Origin of the sequence: Denitrificimonas caeni (genome assembly GCF_905120345.1) — a bacterium.
Lineage (GTDB): Bacteria > Pseudomonadota > Gammaproteobacteria > Pseudomonadales > Pseudomonadaceae > Denitrificimonas > Denitrificimonas caeni_A.
In genome coordinates, this window is sequence record NZ_CAJHOA010000001.1 from 446,261 (window position 1) to 462,403 (window position 16,143).

Annotated in this window: 13 protein-coding genes and 1 pseudogene; 6 read left to right on the plus strand and 8 right to left on the minus strand. The window is 47.1% G+C overall.

Annotated elements, in window-relative coordinates; translation table 11 throughout:
• Nucleotides 1–89: 89 nt before the first annotated feature.
• The 3 genes from glnG to glnA form a co-directional block, all read right to left on the minus strand.
• Nucleotides 90–1,508, minus strand: coding sequence for a nitrogen regulation protein NR(I) (glnG, locus tag JYJ62_RS02025; RefSeq protein ID WP_205340517.1), 1,419 nt, complete (start codon nucleotides 1,506–1,508; stop codon nucleotides 90–92).
• A complete protein-coding gene (gene glnL / locus JYJ62_RS02030; RefSeq protein WP_205340518.1) occupies nucleotides 1,501–2,613 on the minus strand; it encodes a nitrogen regulation protein NR(II) in 1,113 nt (370 codons plus the stop codon). The genes glnG and glnL overlap by 8 nt, the downstream gene beginning before the upstream one ends.
• 63 nt (nucleotides 2,614–2,676) lie before the next feature.
• Nucleotides 2,677–4,083 (minus strand): type I glutamate--ammonia ligase, encoded by a 1,407-nt coding sequence (glnA, locus tag JYJ62_RS02035; protein ID WP_205340519.1) that lies wholly within the window; start codon nucleotides 4,081–4,083, stop codon nucleotides 2,677–2,679.
• A 340-nt stretch (nucleotides 4,084–4,423) separates the two neighbouring features.
• On the opposite strand from glnA, the gene JYJ62_RS15935 reads away from it, so the two are divergent.
• From JYJ62_RS15935 to JYJ62_RS02065, 6 genes are all read left to right on the plus strand, one after another.
• Nucleotides 4,424–4,516 carry a potassium-transporting ATPase subunit F gene (locus JYJ62_RS15935; RefSeq protein WP_420042815.1) on the plus strand — a complete coding sequence of 31 codons (93 nt, stop codon included), beginning with the start codon at nucleotides 4,424–4,426 and terminating at the stop codon, nucleotides 4,514–4,516.
• Between the two features lie 160 nt (nucleotides 4,517–4,676).
• Nucleotides 4,677–6,380, plus strand: coding sequence for a potassium-transporting ATPase subunit KdpA (gene kdpA, locus JYJ62_RS02045; protein WP_205340521.1), 1,704 nt, complete (start codon nucleotides 4,677–4,679; stop codon nucleotides 6,378–6,380).
• A 15-nt stretch (nucleotides 6,381–6,395) separates the two neighbouring features.
• On the plus strand, nucleotides 6,396–7,079 hold the full coding sequence (kdpC, locus tag JYJ62_RS02050) for a K(+)-transporting ATPase subunit C (protein ID WP_205340522.1): 684 nt from the start codon (nucleotides 6,396–6,398) through the stop codon (nucleotides 7,077–7,079).
• On the plus strand, nucleotides 7,069–9,144 hold the full coding sequence (gene kdpB / locus JYJ62_RS02055) for a potassium-transporting ATPase subunit KdpB (RefSeq protein ID WP_205340523.1): 2,076 nt from the start codon (nucleotides 7,069–7,071) through the stop codon (nucleotides 9,142–9,144). The genes kdpC and kdpB overlap by 11 nt, the downstream gene beginning before the upstream one ends.
• Nucleotides 9,145–9,197: 53 nt before the next feature.
• A complete protein-coding gene (locus JYJ62_RS02060; protein ID WP_205340524.1) occupies nucleotides 9,198–11,888 on the plus strand; it encodes a sensor histidine kinase in 2,691 nt (896 codons plus the stop codon).
• Nucleotides 11,888–12,583 (plus strand): response regulator, encoded by a 696-nt coding sequence (locus JYJ62_RS02065; RefSeq protein WP_205340525.1) that lies wholly within the window; start codon nucleotides 11,888–11,890, stop codon nucleotides 12,581–12,583. The genes JYJ62_RS02060 and JYJ62_RS02065 overlap by 1 nt, the downstream gene beginning before the upstream one ends.
• Before the next feature lie 47 nt (nucleotides 12,584–12,630).
• Here the strand turns inward: JYJ62_RS02065 and JYJ62_RS02070 are convergent, their stop codons facing one another.
• From JYJ62_RS02070 to JYJ62_RS02090, 5 genes and pseudogenes are all read right to left on the minus strand, one after another.
• Nucleotides 12,631–13,068: an MgtC/SapB family protein gene (locus JYJ62_RS02070; RefSeq protein ID WP_205340526.1), complete on the minus strand. Its 438-nt coding sequence runs from the start codon at nucleotides 13,066–13,068 to the stop codon at nucleotides 12,631–12,633.
• Between the two features lie 168 nt (nucleotides 13,069–13,236).
• Nucleotides 13,237–14,159 (minus strand): annotated as a pseudogene (locus tag JYJ62_RS02075) (DUF808 domain-containing protein).
• Between the two features lie 449 nt (nucleotides 14,160–14,608).
• The gene (locus JYJ62_RS02080) at nucleotides 14,609–15,034 is read right to left on the minus strand and encodes a PRC-barrel domain-containing protein (RefSeq protein ID WP_205340527.1); all 426 of its coding nucleotides are present in this window, start codon (nucleotides 15,032–15,034) and stop codon (nucleotides 14,609–14,611) included.
• A 68-nt stretch (nucleotides 15,035–15,102) separates the two neighbouring features.
• Nucleotides 15,103–15,300, minus strand: coding sequence for a CsbD family protein (locus JYJ62_RS02085; RefSeq protein WP_205340528.1), 198 nt, complete (start codon nucleotides 15,298–15,300; stop codon nucleotides 15,103–15,105).
• 64 nt (nucleotides 15,301–15,364) lie between these two features.
• Entirely contained in the window at nucleotides 15,365–15,769 is a 405-nt protein-coding gene (locus tag JYJ62_RS02090; protein WP_232365692.1) for a BON domain-containing protein, read from the minus strand.
• Between the last annotated feature and the right edge of the window lie 374 nt (nucleotides 15,770–16,143).

A 16,143-nucleotide genomic window follows, 5' to 3' on the forward strand; every position in this document is an offset into this window, starting at 1 on the left:
CAGGCACTTAGACTAAGATTTACCGGTCTTTTCACGGTGTTTTCGCACCAAAACCATGCAGCCACGCACCAAAGCTGTGCGCAGCGGCTTTATTCTGCGTTGTCCTCGTCGACAGCACCTTCTTGCACGCCCAGTTCATTGATTTTTCGCGTTAAGGTGTTGCGTCCCCAGCCTAACAACTCTGAGGCATCACGCCGCCGCCCGCTAGCATGGGCTAAAGCAGCTTCAATCATCACCCGCTCAAACATCGGTAGCGCACGATCCAGCAAACCTTTATCGCCCTGCTGCAAAGCCTGCTCAGCCCAACGCCGCAAAGATACTTCCCAGTCCGGAGAAGCCGCGCCTGCGGTTGTGTGATGTAACAGTTCGACCGGTAGATCGCTAACCATCACCTCGCGACTGGAGGCCATCACGGTCAACCAGCGGCAGGTATTCTCCAGCTGGCGCACATTACCTGGCCAGTCGAGTTGGCTTAAATACACTTCTGTTTCAGGCAATAACACGCGCCTTTCAGTCGCGAGTTCATCCGCCGCTTTTTGCAGAAAGTGCGCAGCTAAAGTAGCAATGTCTTCACGCCTCTCACTGAGCCTTGGCAGATGGATACGGATCACATTCAAGCGATGGTAGAGGTCTTCGCGAAACAAGCCTTGGCGCACCAGCACCTCAAGATCACGGTGGGTTGCCGCGATGATCCGCACATCCACGCGAATCGGCGTGTGCCCACCGACTCGATAAAAGGTGCCATCGGCTAACACGCGCAACAAGCGCGTTTGTGTATCCAATGGCATATCGCCAATCTCATCGAGAAACAACGTGCCTTGATGCGCTTGTTCAAAACGCCCATGGCGCACACTGGCGGCCCCGGTAAAAGCACCTTTCTCATGACCAAACAGCTCAGACTCAATTAAGTCCTTGGGTATCGCGGCCATATTCAGCGCAATAAAAGGCTGATGCGCTCTAGGGCTGTGCTGATGCAAAGCATTGGCTACCAACTCTTTACCAGTGCCAGACTCTCCATGAATCAACACGGTCATGTGCGAGTGCGAGAGCCGACCGATAATCCGAAACACCTCCTGCATCGCCGGCGCTTCACCAATAATAGCGCTAGCAGAAGCACTGCATTCAGTGCTTGCAGCAGCGTCCTTGGAATGGGCTAAAGCGCGTCGCACTAAGGCAATCGCATCATCTAAATCAAAGGGTTTAGGCAGGTATTCAAACGCACCGCTTTGGTAGGATTTAACCGCACTGTCTAAATCAGAATGCGCCGTCATCACAATCACTGGCACATGTGCATAACGCTCATGCACTAAGGCCAACAAAGCCAAACCGTCCATACCCTGCATGCGAATATCGGTAATGATGACATCAGGTTGCGTCTCTGCCAGCTGCGCCAATGCCTCTTCACCACTGGCAAAGGTTGTGGTGCTGAAACCTGCTTGGCTTAAAGCTTTTTCCAACACCCAACGCATCGACTTATCATCATCGACAATCCAAACTTGGTCAGTCATGGCGCAGTACTCCTGGGTAAGATTCAAGATGCGGATCAACAGGGATTAAAATACGAAAAACTGTACGTCCGCGCGTGCTCTCACACTCAATCAGCCCTTCATGCTCTTGAATGATGCCTTGCGCAATCGGCAAGCCAAGCCCTGTGCCTTGAGCGCGGCCAGTAACCATCGGATAAAACAGTGTTTCCAGCAACGGTCCATCAATACCTGGACCGTTGTCTTCGACTTCAACCAAACAGACCAAGCGATGTCGGTGCGCGCCAATCATAAACTGTCGTAACACCCGCGAACGCAAGATGATTTCAGCAGGACGCTCGCTCGGATTTTCTAATAAGGCTTGCGCAGCATTACGGACAATATTAAGCACCACTTGAATCAGGCGATCTAAATCGGCATACAACTCTGGCAGGCTGGGATCGTAATCACAGATCAGCGTAATCGCCTCGCCCACTTCTGCTTGTAAAATAAGGCGCACACGCTCTAACACTTGGTGAATATTGATCCGAGTAAAATTCAAACGCTGACGCGGCCCCCACATGCGGTCGACGACATGGCTTAAGCGGTCAGTCTCGGCAATGATCACATCGGTATATTCTTGTAACTCTGGCGAGGACAATTGCCGCGCCAGCAGTTGCGCCGCTCCGCGAATGCCGCCCAGCGGATTTTTAACCTCGTGTGCTACGCCGCGCACTAAAGCAAGGGTCACTTGATGGGCAGTAAATAAATTATCTTCGCGACTCAGACGCAAAACACGGTCTTGCGGGAACAACTCGACTAGTAATTGCTTGCCTGCTTGCCCAACGCCATTGAATGGCGTGGCGGTATAATCAATGGTAATCACTTGTCCGTTACTGGGAAAATGCAGGCGTGCTTCACGACGCGTATAGGGCTGCTGATCTAACAAAGCGTTGTTGAGTGCATCCAAACACTCATCATCTTCCCAAAAAAACAGCGCAATCGAGCGCCCCAGCAAATGCGTGCGGCTGGTCGCAAACAGCTGCTCCGCAGCAGGATTGGCGTAGCGCACAGACAAGTGTTGATCAAGCAGCAAGACCGCTGTGGAGAGTTGTTCGAGTAAGGCATTGCCTAAAACGGCTGAGTTCATAGGTGATTTACTGACAGAAAGTCTCTATAAAAATAAGTATGCCCCAAAAAGGGGCATAAGTATTTACAGGCTGTAATACATATCAAACTCAGCGGGATGCACAGACTGACGCAAGCGCGTGACCTCACCCATTTTGCACTCAATATAGGCACTGAGCATGTCTTCAGAAAATACGCCGCCTTCTAGCAAGAAGTGTCGGTCTGACCACAGCGCTTCCAGCGCTTGATCTAAGCTGTAAGCCACTTGTGGAATATCTTTAGCTTCTTCGGGCGGCAAGTCATACAGGTTTTTATCCATTGCCTCGCCTGGATCAATTTTATTTTTGATGCCATCAAGACCCGCCATCAATAACGCTGCAAAGGCTAAATACGGGTTAGAACTTGGATCTGGGAAGCGGCACTCAATACGCTTGCCTTTAGGGTTTTTAACCCAAGGTATACGAATCGAAGCAGAACGGTTACGTGCTGAATACGCCAACATTACTGGCGCTTCAAAGCCTGGCACTAGACGCTTGTAAGAGTTAGTACCGGGGTTGGTGATGGCATTTAGCGCGTGCGCATGTTTAATAATGCCGCCAATATAATGCAGGGCCATTTCAGACAAACCGGCGTAGCTATCACCCGCAAACAAATTCTTACCATCTTTCGCCAAGGACTGGTGCACATGCATACCTGAGCCGTTATCGCCAACCAAAGGTTTAGGCATAAAGGTGGCGGTTTTGCCAAAGGCATGCGCGACATTGTGCACGCAATATTTCAGTAACTGCACTTCATCGGCTTTTTTCACCAGGGTGTTAAACGGCACACCAATTTCACACTGGCCCGCATTAGCCACTTCATGGTGATGCACTTCAATACCCAAACCCATCGCTTTCATGGCGTCACACATGGCGGTGCGCACATCAACCAGTGAATCCACGGGCGGAACAGGAAAGTAACCGCCTTTCACCCGTGGGCGATGACCGCTATTTTTGCCTTCAGCTAAGGTTTTGGTTGCCCAAGCGCCTTCACCGGAGTGGATTTCAAAACCCACTTTGTTCATCGACTCTTCCCAGGTCACCGCATCAAACACAAAGAACTCTGGCTCTGGACCAAAATATGCGGTGTCAGCAATACCCGTCGAGCGCAGATACACTTCGGCACGCTGCGCAATCGAACGTGGGTCGCGGTCATAGTTAGACAAGGTGGTAGGGTCTGCCACATCACAACGCACAATCACCGTCGGCACCGTCGCAAACGGATCCATGACCGCAGTGGAGTCATCCGGCAACAACGTCATATCGGATGCCTCGATGCCTTTCCAGCCATGAATAGACGATCCATCAAACATTTTGCCTTCTTCAAAAGCTTCTTCATCTAAGGTTTCTGATGGGAAAGTAATGTGATGTTCTTTACCTAAGGTATCGGTAAAGCGTAGGTCTACCCATAGGGCATGATGCTCTTTAATCAGTGACAGGGTCTTGGTAGACATAAAAAATGACTCCTCTAAGTCAAAGCGATAATCACAGCTCATTGCTGCACTAAAGAGGATTTAGCAAATTCCATGCCACAAGAAAAAGTCAGTTAATACAAGGGCTCACATCAATCAGGAGCGACAAACATGCACCAAAATAGTGCGCCAGCAGCCTACTCAGCACCACAGTGATGCAGCGTCAGCTATCCAACTCCGCTATAGCGCCAGTAGTCATCTTTTATACCAATTTCTTAACGCCATCTTAACGCCCTACCTCGCAATCAATACCCGCTCTTAATATCGCTGCGCCTAAAGTACTCACCTCATACATCAGTTGGATCTAAACATGACTGTCTCGATGTTAGTCCTCATTCATTGGCTCTGCGGCATTAGTGCTGCAGGTTTATTTGGATATTTGGCTTACAGCCTCATCCGTGCTGAAAGCTTCTAGCCCGCTCACGCTAAACAGACCGGCCTCATCCGTATCTTGGAAGCCCTACACAAGGAAAATTTTATGTTCGACCTGCTTTTTATAAGTTTGGCAATCGCCTTTTTTGGCATCACAGCTCTATTAATTATGGGCATCAACGCGATTTGAATGAGGCGTTAAAATGTTGATCACTATCGCAAAATTTGCTGTTGTCCTCGCTCTTATGACGGGATTAGCAGTCATTATGGGCATGTATTTGGCACGGGTCTTTAATCTAGGTTCACACTCTTTAGCAGAGCGGCAGACCTATAGGTTATTAGGCATTGACGCTAGTACTGAGATGTCATGGTCGCATTACGCCTTGGCCTTATTAATGTCGAATGCCGTGATGATGCTGCTCGGCTATGCATTGTTAAGATTGCAGACTTGGCTGCCGTGGAATGATTTAAATATTGCTGCACAAACACCCGATCTGGCTTTTAATACAGCCGCGTCCTTTATTACCAACACCAACTGGCAAGCTTATTCAGGCGAAACCAGCTTATCCAACTTCAGCCAAATGGCAGTCATCACGTTCCTGATGTTTGTTGGCTCAACCTCTGGCATTGTCGCTGCGGCAGGTTTTATGCGCGGCATGAGTCGCAGCAGCGCTCAAGCGATAGGTAACTTCTGGGTCGACTTCACCCGCACGACGTACCGCGTCATGCTGCCATTAAGTTTTGTAATGGCGCTGCTGTATATCTGGCAAGGCATACCACAAACCTTAGATTCCAGTGCTGTCGTGTCGACGCTAGAAGGCGCTAAGCAGCAGCTCATTGTCGGTGCGGTTGCCAGTCTTGAGTCCATTAAACACATCGGTACCAACGGCGGTGGCTTCTTCAGCATGAATGCGGCTCACCCGTTTGAAAACCCAACACCGCTGACTAATCTTTTACACATTCTAAGCATGTTATTAATTCCCGCAGCGCTGACCTATACCTTCGGCAGCATGTTGATGAAACGTAAACAAGGCTGGGTGTTTTTCGGTACTTTCTTAGTGCTGTTTATTGGCTTTCTCGCGCTGACCTATCACGCCGAACAAACCGGTAACCCTCTACTCAGCGCATTAGGCGCCGATCAAAGTGTGAACAGCTTGCAAGGTGGCGGTAACTTAGAAGGTAAGGAGTTACGTTTCGGTATCGCTGACACCAGCTTATTTGTAACCACCACGACCGGCGCAACCACGGGCTCGGTTAACGCGATGCATGATTCTTTAACACCACTGGGCGGCTTGGTTGCTTTAGCGCAAATGATGCTCAACTGTGTGTTTGGCGGCGATGGTGTTGGTCTGATCAACTTGATTCAGTACGCCATTTTGACTGTTTTTTTCGTCGGCATGATGATTGGTCGCAGCCCAGAGTTTCTCGGTAAAAAAATCGAAGCGAAAGAAATCAAGCTGGTCATGTTATCGGTTCTGGCTCACCCACTGTGCGTACTTGGCTTTACTGCGTTAGCCACAGTATGGCCTGGCACACTCGACAGTTTGAACAATTTAGGGCCGCACGGCTTTAGTGAGCTGCTGTATGCCTACACCTCAGGTACTGCCAATAATGGCTCAGCATTTGCCGGATTCAATGCCAACACACCTTTCTTTAACACCACTATTGGTCTGGCCATGTTATTGGGCCGTTTCTTTACCATGCTGCCGCTGCTGGCCGTAGCAGGCTCGTTAGCGGCTAAAAAAACCTTATCTGAAAGTGCTGGAACGGTACCCACCGCCACACCTTTATTTATGTTTTTAGTGGTCTTTATCATCCTGGTTGTAGGCGGACTGACATTTTTACCGGCACTGGCTTTAGGCCCACTGGTTGAGCAACTTCTCATGCTCTCCGGCCAAACTTTTTAACTAAGGATCGCGAAGATGACTTTCCCAACGAAAATATTAATGTGGCCGCAAATCATACGCCCAGCCTTGATAGCCGCTGTGTTGTTCATGCTGATCACGGGTTTGTTATATCCATTGCTCACCGTGTTAGCAGGGCAAACACTGTTCCCCTTTCAGGCTCAAGGCAGTGTTATCACGCGTGATGGGAAAACCCTTGGCTCGGCGCTGATTGGTCAGAACTTTACCCAGCCCTATTACTTCCACTCACGCCCAAGTATGACGCAGATGACTGATCCTAACGATCCAAACAGCAGCATCAGTCACCCTTACAATCCAGCTCTGAGTGCTGCCAGCAACCTGGGTCCAACCAGTAAAAGCTTGCTCAGCAGCGTACACAGCCGAGTTCAGGAGTATCGTAAGTTGAATGACTTATCTGCCAATACTGCCGTGCCTGTCGACGCTGTCACCGCTTCCGCATCCGGTTTAGATCCCCATATTTCGTTAGCCAATGCTTACCTGCAAGCGCAGCGCGTACGAGTCAATCGCGGTATGAGCCAAGAGCAAATACTGGCTGTCGTAAAAGCGCATAGCGTGCCGCGCACATTGGAGCTGTTTGGTGAGCCGAGAATTAATGTACTGCAACTAAACATCGCACTGGATGAGCAATTTAAACCTGTGTTACCGACAACAAAATTGCACGAGAACAATCATGAAGAATGAGCAAAAACGTTTGCCTGTGTTTGAACGCAGCTTATTAATCGCAGCCTGCCGTGGAGCCATCACTAAGCTACTGCCACAAAACCAATGGCACAATCCCGTCATGTTTGTGGTGTATCTCGGCAGTATTTTAACCACACTGTTATGGCTGCAATCGTTAAGCGGTGCCGGCGATGATTCAAGTGGCTTCATCTTGAGCATCGCCGCATGGCTCTGGTTTACCGTTCTGTTTGCTAACTTTGCTGAAGCACTGGCTGAAGGCCGCAGCCGCGCACAGGCGGCAAGTTTGCGCAAAATGAAACAACAAACACCTGCCAAAGTTCTAAAGGAACCCCACTACGGTGCCGCTTGGACACAAATGGATTCCAGCACTCTGCATAAAACAATGGTGGTATTGGTTGAAGCAGGCGATTTAATCCCACTCGACGGTACGGTTATTGAAGGCATTGCCTCGGTGGACGAAAGTGCCATTACTGGTGAGTCTACGCCGGTGATTCGAGAAGCAGGCGGTGACTTTTCTTCGGTAACCGGTGGTACTCGAGTTTTATCCGACTGGTTAGTGGTCGAAATTACGGTAAATCCTGGCGAGTCGTTTATCGACCGCATGATCAGCATGGTGGAATCGGCTCAGCGCCGCAAAACCCCGAACGAAGTCGCCTTAGCTATTCTTCTGGTGGGTCTCACCTTACTGTTCCTACTGGTGATTGTGACGTTAAGCAGTTTCTCTACATTTTCCGTTGCTATCAGCGGCGCAGGCAGCCCGGTGAGCATAACGGTGTTAATCGCGCTGTTAGTTTGCTTAATCCCCACCACCATTGGTGGCCTACTGTCGGCAATTGGTGTTGCGGGTATGAGCCGAATGATGGCGGCCAACGTGATTGCCACATCTGGTCGAGCAATCGAAGCTGCCGGTGACGTCGATGTGTTACTCCTCGATAAAACCGGCACTATTACCTTAGGTAATCGTCACGCCAGTCACTTATGGTCTGCTCCTGATATTCAACAAAGTGAGTTTGTCAAAGCAGCGTGGCTGGCCTCTGTTGCCGATGAGACCCCAGAAGGCCGCAGCATCGTGCTCTTAGCCGAGCAACAAAACTACCTGTCAGAGCATGACACAGACAGACTACACGAGTACTTTGTGCCTTTTACCGCGCAAACACGTATGAGTGGTATCGATTTACCCGACGGACGGATTATCCGTAAAGGCGCTGCCGATGCCATCCGCAAACACGTTGAAGAACTGGGCGGGCAACTACCGCAAGCGCTACAAATCCGTATTGATGAAGTATCTCGGCGCGGCAGTACACCCTTGGTTGTTTCGGTGGGCAACATCGTTCTCGGGGTGATTGAACTCAAAGACGTGGTTAAACCTGGGATTAAAGAACGCTTTATTGAGTTGCGTAATATGGGCATTAAAACAGTCATGATCACGGGCGACAACCCGCTGACTGCTGCCGCCATTGCCGCTGAAGCAGGTGTTGATGACTTTTTAGCCGAAGCGCGCCCTGAAGATAAATTACAAATGATCCGCGACTATCAAGCGCAAGGCCGCTTAGTGGCAATGACCGGTGATGGTACCAACGATGCCCCGGCCTTAGCCCAAGCCGATGTGGCTTTGGCGATGAACAGTGGTACCCAAGCCGCTAAGGAAGCAGGCAACATGGTCGACCTCGACAACAACCCAACCAAGTTGATTGAAGTGGTCGAAGTCGGCAAACAAATGCTGATGACCCGTGGTGCGTTAACCACTTTTAGTCTGGCTAACGATATCGCCAAGTATTTTGCAATCATTCCAGCTGCGTTTATTGCAACCTACCCACAGTTATCAAGCCTGAATTTTATGCACCTGGGCAGCCCAAAATCAGCAATACTAAGCGCTGTGATTTTTAACGCGCTGATTATCATTGCGCTCGTGCCTTTGGCCTTACGCGGTGTGACCTATAAAGCAATCGGTGCAACAGCTTTGCTCAATCGCAATTTATTGATTTATGGCTTAGGCGGCATTATTGCGCCGTTTATCGGCATTAAACTGATTGATATGCTGCTCACCGCAACTGGACTGTATTAAGCAGCACTTGTGTTTTAGCAACCTTTTAGCAACCTATGTGGTTAAGGTCAGATATGAATTACGCACACCCCTCTGCAGATATTCAGCGTCCCGACCCAGATAGGTTGCTGGAACAAATCAAGCAAGACTCACAGATCCCTGCAGGCAAGCTGCATATTTATTTTGGCTCCAATGCCGGCGTTGGAAAAACCTATAGCATGCTGATTCATGCGCAACGTGAGCAGCTGCAAAAGCGCGATATTGTAGTTGGCATTGTTGAAACACATGGTCGCCCTGAAACGATTAAACAGCTGTCTGGGCTGGAGGTATTGCCATTAAACCAACTGACCTACCATGGCAAAACACTTTTAGAGTTTGATTTAGATGCTGCCCTTTCCCGTCATCCAGAGATCATTTTAATTGACGAACTGGCGCACAGTAATGTTGCTGGCTCGCGCCATACCAAGCGCTGGCAAGATGTCGAAGAACTACTCAAGGCCGGCATTGAAGTGTGGACCACATTAAATGTCCAACATTTAGAAAGTCTCAATGACGTGGTACGCAGCATTGTAGGCGTAGCCATTCATGAAACCGTACCTGATCATATTTTTGACAGCGCCCACGAAGTGATCATGATTGATCTGCCGCCCGATGAATTATTAGATCGGTTAAATTCAGGACAAATATATTCGACAAAAAGCACTCAACAGGCGAAGCAAAACTTTTTTCGCCGAGGCAATTTATTAGCACTACGAGAACTGGCATTACGGCGTACCGCGGATCGCGTCGATATGGACATGCGCGTGTATCGCACCGCACGCTCAATTGACGCCGTCTGGCCTGCACGCGAGCGTTTACTGGTTGGTCTGGGTGGTTATAGCTCAGATGAGCGTTTGGTGCGTGATGCCGCCCGCTTGGCACAAAAGCTTGGCGCTGATTGGCTGGCGGTCTATGTCGACAGTGGCTTTTCAAAGCATCGAGACAGGCACGCCAGCGCATTAAAAACCTTAACGCTAGCACAACAATTCGGTGCTCAAACGGCAGTTCTGTATGGGCAGGATATTGCCAGAACCTTGGTACAGTGTGCGCAAGAACGTAATGCCAACCGTTTATTACTGGCACAGCAGCCCAGAAATAGATGGCGCTTTTGGCACCTGTCCATCAGCGATAAAATCAGTCAAAGCCATCCTGAGATTGACCAGATAATTTTAGCCAAAAACACCCATCAACAACACCGGGTCAAACACACAAAAGCCCTGCAAAAAAACACCAAGAAAAGACTTTTCCTGCATTACCTTGGCGCCAGCTTGACCTGTTTAGCCACCGCAGTGACAGCCTCACTGTTACTGCAAGTCTTTGACCTGGCTAACGTTGTGATGCTTTTTTTACTCAGCGTGGTGATCGTTGCATTACGCTTCGGCCGTGGCCCCAGTATCTGGGCAGCGCTGCTCAATGTGTTGTGTCTTAATTTTTTCTTTGTCGCACCGCACTGGTCATTTACCGTCAACGATACGCAATACTTCTTCACTTTCGCCTTAATGCTCGGCATTGCTTTAATCATCGGCCAGCTCACGGTGCGGCTCCGTTCAGAAGCGCGTACAGCCGCGATTCGTGAGCGCCGCGCCACCTCACTGTCACATTTAGCCCGTGATTTATCTGCGGCTTTAACCATAGAGCAAGTGCTCGAGGTTGCGGTGCATACCTTCAGTCGTGTGTTTGACGCTCAAGTCAGCGTTGCACTTCCAGATGAAAACAATCGTATTGATTTAGCTCAAGGCGGGATGTGCGAAATAGACTGCAATATTGCGCAATGGGTCTATGACAATAATCAGACTGCCGGCAGAGGTACCGACACCTTATCGGCAACCTCTGCCAATTACTTCCCGCTGAAAGCGCCGATGCGAGTGCGCGGTGTCTTGGTTGTGCAGTTCAGTCAAGACAACCGTTTACAAGATCCTCAAGAGCTGCACTTACTCGAAACCTGCATGAGTCAGCTGGCGATTGCCTTAGAGCGTGTCCACTTCGTCGATATCGCACAAAAGACCATTGTACAAATAGAAGGTGAACGCTTAAGAAACACGCTGCTATCGTCTATATCGCATGATTTAAAAACCCCGCTAACCTCTATTATCGGTGCAGCAGAGGCGGCCAAACCCTACGCTACAGCTCAGCCACTCGCGGCGTTATTGGAAAGCATGCATTCACAAGCGCTGGCCATGCGCCGCTTAATTGAGAATTTACTGGATATGGCGCGCATGCAGGAATCCGGCCCACATCTAAATATGCAGTGGCATTCAATTGAAGAAATCGTTGGCAGCGTCTTACGCCAACTCACTGGAGTATTGGCTGATCACTTGATAGCGACCGCCATTCCGGTCGATTTACCGCTGATAAAAATAGATGGTTTGCTGATTGAAAGAGTACTGGTCAATCTATTAGACAATGCCTGCAAATATACGCCCAGCGGCACCTTAATCAGCATTTCAGCAAAAATTGAGCACGATAAAATGATCATCAGCGTGATGGACAATGGTCCGAACGCTTTTACTGAAAGCCAATGCAGTTCAATCTTTGATGCTTTTACACGGGGCAATCCAGAATCTAATGTGCCAGGCATTGGCTTAGGCTTAGCGTTGGTGAAGCGAATTCTTCAAGCACACAAAGGCAGCATAAGCGCTCATAATCGAGAAAGTAGCGGTGTTATTTTCACTATTAGTTTACCGGCAGGTCAGCCGCCGCCTTCTGCAATCACAGGGCTTGAGTAATGTTGACACGTTTATTGATCGTCGAAGATGAACTGCATATCCGCCATTTCATTCGGATTGCCTTGCAAGATGAAGGCTTCCAAGTGTTTGAAGCAGAAACGATTAAACAAGGATTGCTCGAGGCGGCAACCCGACAACCCGATGTAATTATTATTGACTTGGGCTTGCCCGACGGCGATGGTAAGCAGCTTATTACAGAGTTACGCTCGTGGTGCTCAACACCCATACTCGTGCTGTCAGCGCGCGACCGAGAAGAAGAAAAAGTCTCTGCTTTGGATGTCGGCGCAGATGATTATCTGTCCAAGCCCTTTGGTATGCCTGAGCTTTTAGCGCGGATCAGAGCGCTACTCAGACGGCACCGAATTGTTCCAGAGCGCGCCTCTAGCAGAGTCGCTTTTGGCAATATTAAAGTAGACCTGGCATCGCACGAGGTCACGCGAGATGACCAACCGGTACATTTAACTCCGATTGAATACCGCTTACTGATGGCCCTCATTGAAGGGCAAGGCTGCGTCTTAACTCACAGACAATTACTCTTAAAAGTCTGGGGCGCTGAGTACTCAGAACGTGCGCATTACTTACGCGTGCATATGGCGCACTTGCGGCAAAAGCTTGAAGTTGAAGCAGCCCAGCCCCGTCACCTGATAACTGAGCTACAAGTCGGTTATCGTCTTATTGGTTTACAGAGTTTTTAACAGCCTAGTTTGCTAGCGATAACAGACTTCGCCAATGCGGATTGCCACTAATCCAGCCTATTTTTTGATTTGAATGGTTCGGAGAATTGCAGGATTAGAAAATTTACAATCGACAATATTATTGCTATCTCATAACGCCCATAAGCCACTGAAATGCCAATTGCAGCGGTATTCCATAAGCTCGCTGCCGTCGCAGTGCCTTTTACTGTGTTTTCGCCTTTAAATATAGCACCACCACCGATAAAGCCCATACCCGTAATAATAGCGTACATGATCCGCGCTTCAGGCTGTGAACCATGATAAATATCTACAGCGACTAGCATGAAAGCGCACGATGCAATGCTCACCAATGGAAATGTTCTGAGTCCGGCACCCTTATCTTTCATCTCGCGATTGAGAGCGATAGGTAGTGAAAGTATGAAAGCAATGCCTAATTGCAAAGCATGATATCCCAACAGTTTCAAGCTCAAATCAAATTCCAACATAGTTGATCCTGCTCTGTAAAAAGGAGTTATAAGTGAGTTGGGTTCTGCGCAGAAACAGACCTCATCAATCAGTCAATAAAATTCAGTCACTACTGCTACAGAATGATGATCGTTTATTTATATTTTATGAGCTCGAGCCTTATAAACAAGCACATGTATTAATAATCTTTAATGCGCAGAAGGTGTTTTATTACCACGCACTTTACCAATAAGGGTAACAATAGCCACGGCTATAACGCCGACGACTAAACCGACTAAAGCATTTAAAAGCATGGTTGTTATGTTTTCAAATACGCCTGTCAGGTGTGCTAAATCGTCAACTTCATGATGCAAAAAATCAATTCCATGCACCAAGATACCTCCGCCGACTAAAAACATCGCTAACGTCCCAGCAATAGATAAAGACTTCATTAATTTTGGTGCTGCAGACAATAAAAACTCGCCTGCTTTTTGCTTAGCATTACCCGTCTGTTTCATTAGGTATAAACCTAAATCATCCATTTTGACGATACCCGCTACCAAACCATAAACCCCAACCGTAATCGTCACTGCGATAATCGCCAAAACCATGCTTTTTTCTAGGAGAGTCGCTCCAACTGCTGATCCTAGCGCAATGACAATGATCTCTGCTGAGAGGATAAAGTCTGTACGTACCGCCCCTTTTATTTTTTCTTTTTCAAAGGCAACTAAATCAACGGTGTCATCAGCATTGGCTTGTAGACGCGCATTTTGCTCTTGATCATGAGGTAAAATATGTGGCCAGAATTTATGAATTATTTTTCAGCCCCTTCATAAGCCAAATATAGTCCTCCACACATTAATAAGAAGGTGACTAATGGGGGGTAGATTGCACTGATGAGCAGCGCTGATGGCACTAAAATAAGTTTATTAACCAATGAGCCTTTAGCTACCGCCCAAACCACAGACAGCTCACGGTCTGCTTTAACACCTGAAACTTGCTCAGCATTGAGCGCTAAATCATCACTCAAGACAGCAGCGGTTTTTTTAGCGGCAACCTTGGTCATGAGTGAAACGTCGTCTAATATAAGACTGATATCATCAAGTAAGGTTAATAAACTGGCACCTGCCATGTAGGCTCCTTAGTGTATACTTGTATAAATATATTGATAAGCTTGCTTAAAAAAGGTTCAGCATGATCTGACTTAAATGTTAAGCGGTCCGAGCAAAGATGTTGAAGATCGTCGCAGACGGCAAATGCAAAATATCGAGAAAGCGCGAGCTGGCGAAAAGCGCTCGGGAGGTACGTCTGATTTGAAGAAACGAGCTAGTAATACTTCATTACTAGCAGATGGAAGTAGCTACTCTACTATTCAAAAACTACTTGGTTGTTCACGTCACTTAATTGTACGTGTGAAAAAAGAGATCATCTGACCATATACAGATGCATACAAAAAAATTGTTTCGTAGCCCCAAGAAAACATTACTGTTCATAATGACTTAGCATTAGAACAGTAATGTGAGCTTTTAGAATGAATAGATCATGCTAGGTATGAAGCACCCAGTACGATTCTATATTCACTTAAGGCTGACGATACAGCGGAGCACCGTAATAATCGTGTATTCCTTTTTCCCATGCTGGATCAGCCATATTAGGCCAGTCATCCTTTTCAAAACCGGGCGCATTTTCTAAACTTTCTTTGCTAACATCAAAGACAAAACGTTTTTCAACAGTATCTAGTTTCAAGACGCTCCAAGGTACAGCAAAGAGCTTTGAACCCATACCCAAAAAACCGCCAAACTCTAATACCGCATAACTCACTCGACCTGTACGCATATCAAGCATAATTTCTTTAATATCGCCCAAGCTTTCTTCTTGGCTATTGTAAACATTGTTACCAATTAATGTGTTAGCGCCCATAAGAAAAGGACCAGGGCCTTTATCATGGTTATTATCATTTTCGAAAGATCTATAAATACCCAATGAGTCGTTTTTTAAGTAATTCATAATATATCTCCAATATAAATAATCTATGAGATGCCTAAATCATTAAGCATCACATCATTTTTTAAATACTACAATTCGCGATGAAATTTATTAATCTCATCTTCGGCTTTTTCTTTTGTTAAGCCGTAGCGTTCTTGGAGTTTTCCAGATAAGTATGTGCTATTTCCTTCAGCAACATCCAGATCATCATCGGTGAGTTTGCCCCAGCGAGCTTGAACATCACCCTTAATTTGTTTCCACTTACCTTCAAAAATATCAGTATTCATAAGTCACCTTGCTTTTTTGAAAAATTAATAAAAGCAGTATTAAATAAATAGTTAAATAAACTCATTACTTAACTATTTTTAAATCTTCAGCGTTAACATTTTTAACGCCTTTAACTGCTTTGGCTTTATTAATTGCCATATCGCGTTGTGCTTCTGTAGAGACTTCACCTGATAGTGACACTTCACCTTTATCAGTTTTTACATCAATATTCGTATTACGAAAATCGTTGTGATTTGAAAAACTTGATTTCACTTCATTATTGATCGTGCTATCCGTAGAGACATCCATGTTTTGATCTTCTCGGATGCCTTGATCTGCCCCAATAGGGCTATCTTGACCAGAAGTTACTCTGTTATCAGTGTTACCTGGAACTGGGCTATTTTCGTTAGCCATTATCTGTGTTAGTGGAATGCTTAAAAGAGCAGTCATCACCATAAGACCAGCATTTTTACGATTTAATATTTTCATTTTCTCATCCTCTGATCTATGAAATATATAAATATACAAATATAAGGCTATATAACAGGCTTTTCTTTGTATGGTTAGTAGAGAGAGAAAAAGACGTTTTGTTCAAATCAACTGACGAGCGGTCTTTGGGAATAATTTGCAATTATTCTATTATCTGGATTAAGCACATAAACAAGTACTTACGACCATCAACAGGACGCACATAATGACGACCTTAAAATAAGCATTTGTCGACCAGCTGGTGAAGAATGATGCGCGCGTTGTAATAAATGCGCTCGGAGAGCTGCTCGGTTGTTAAGAAAGTATGAGCTGAGCGAATTGATGCTGATGCTATAGAGAAGTTGTACGAGCTTTTCGAGTGCAAGGTGGACGAG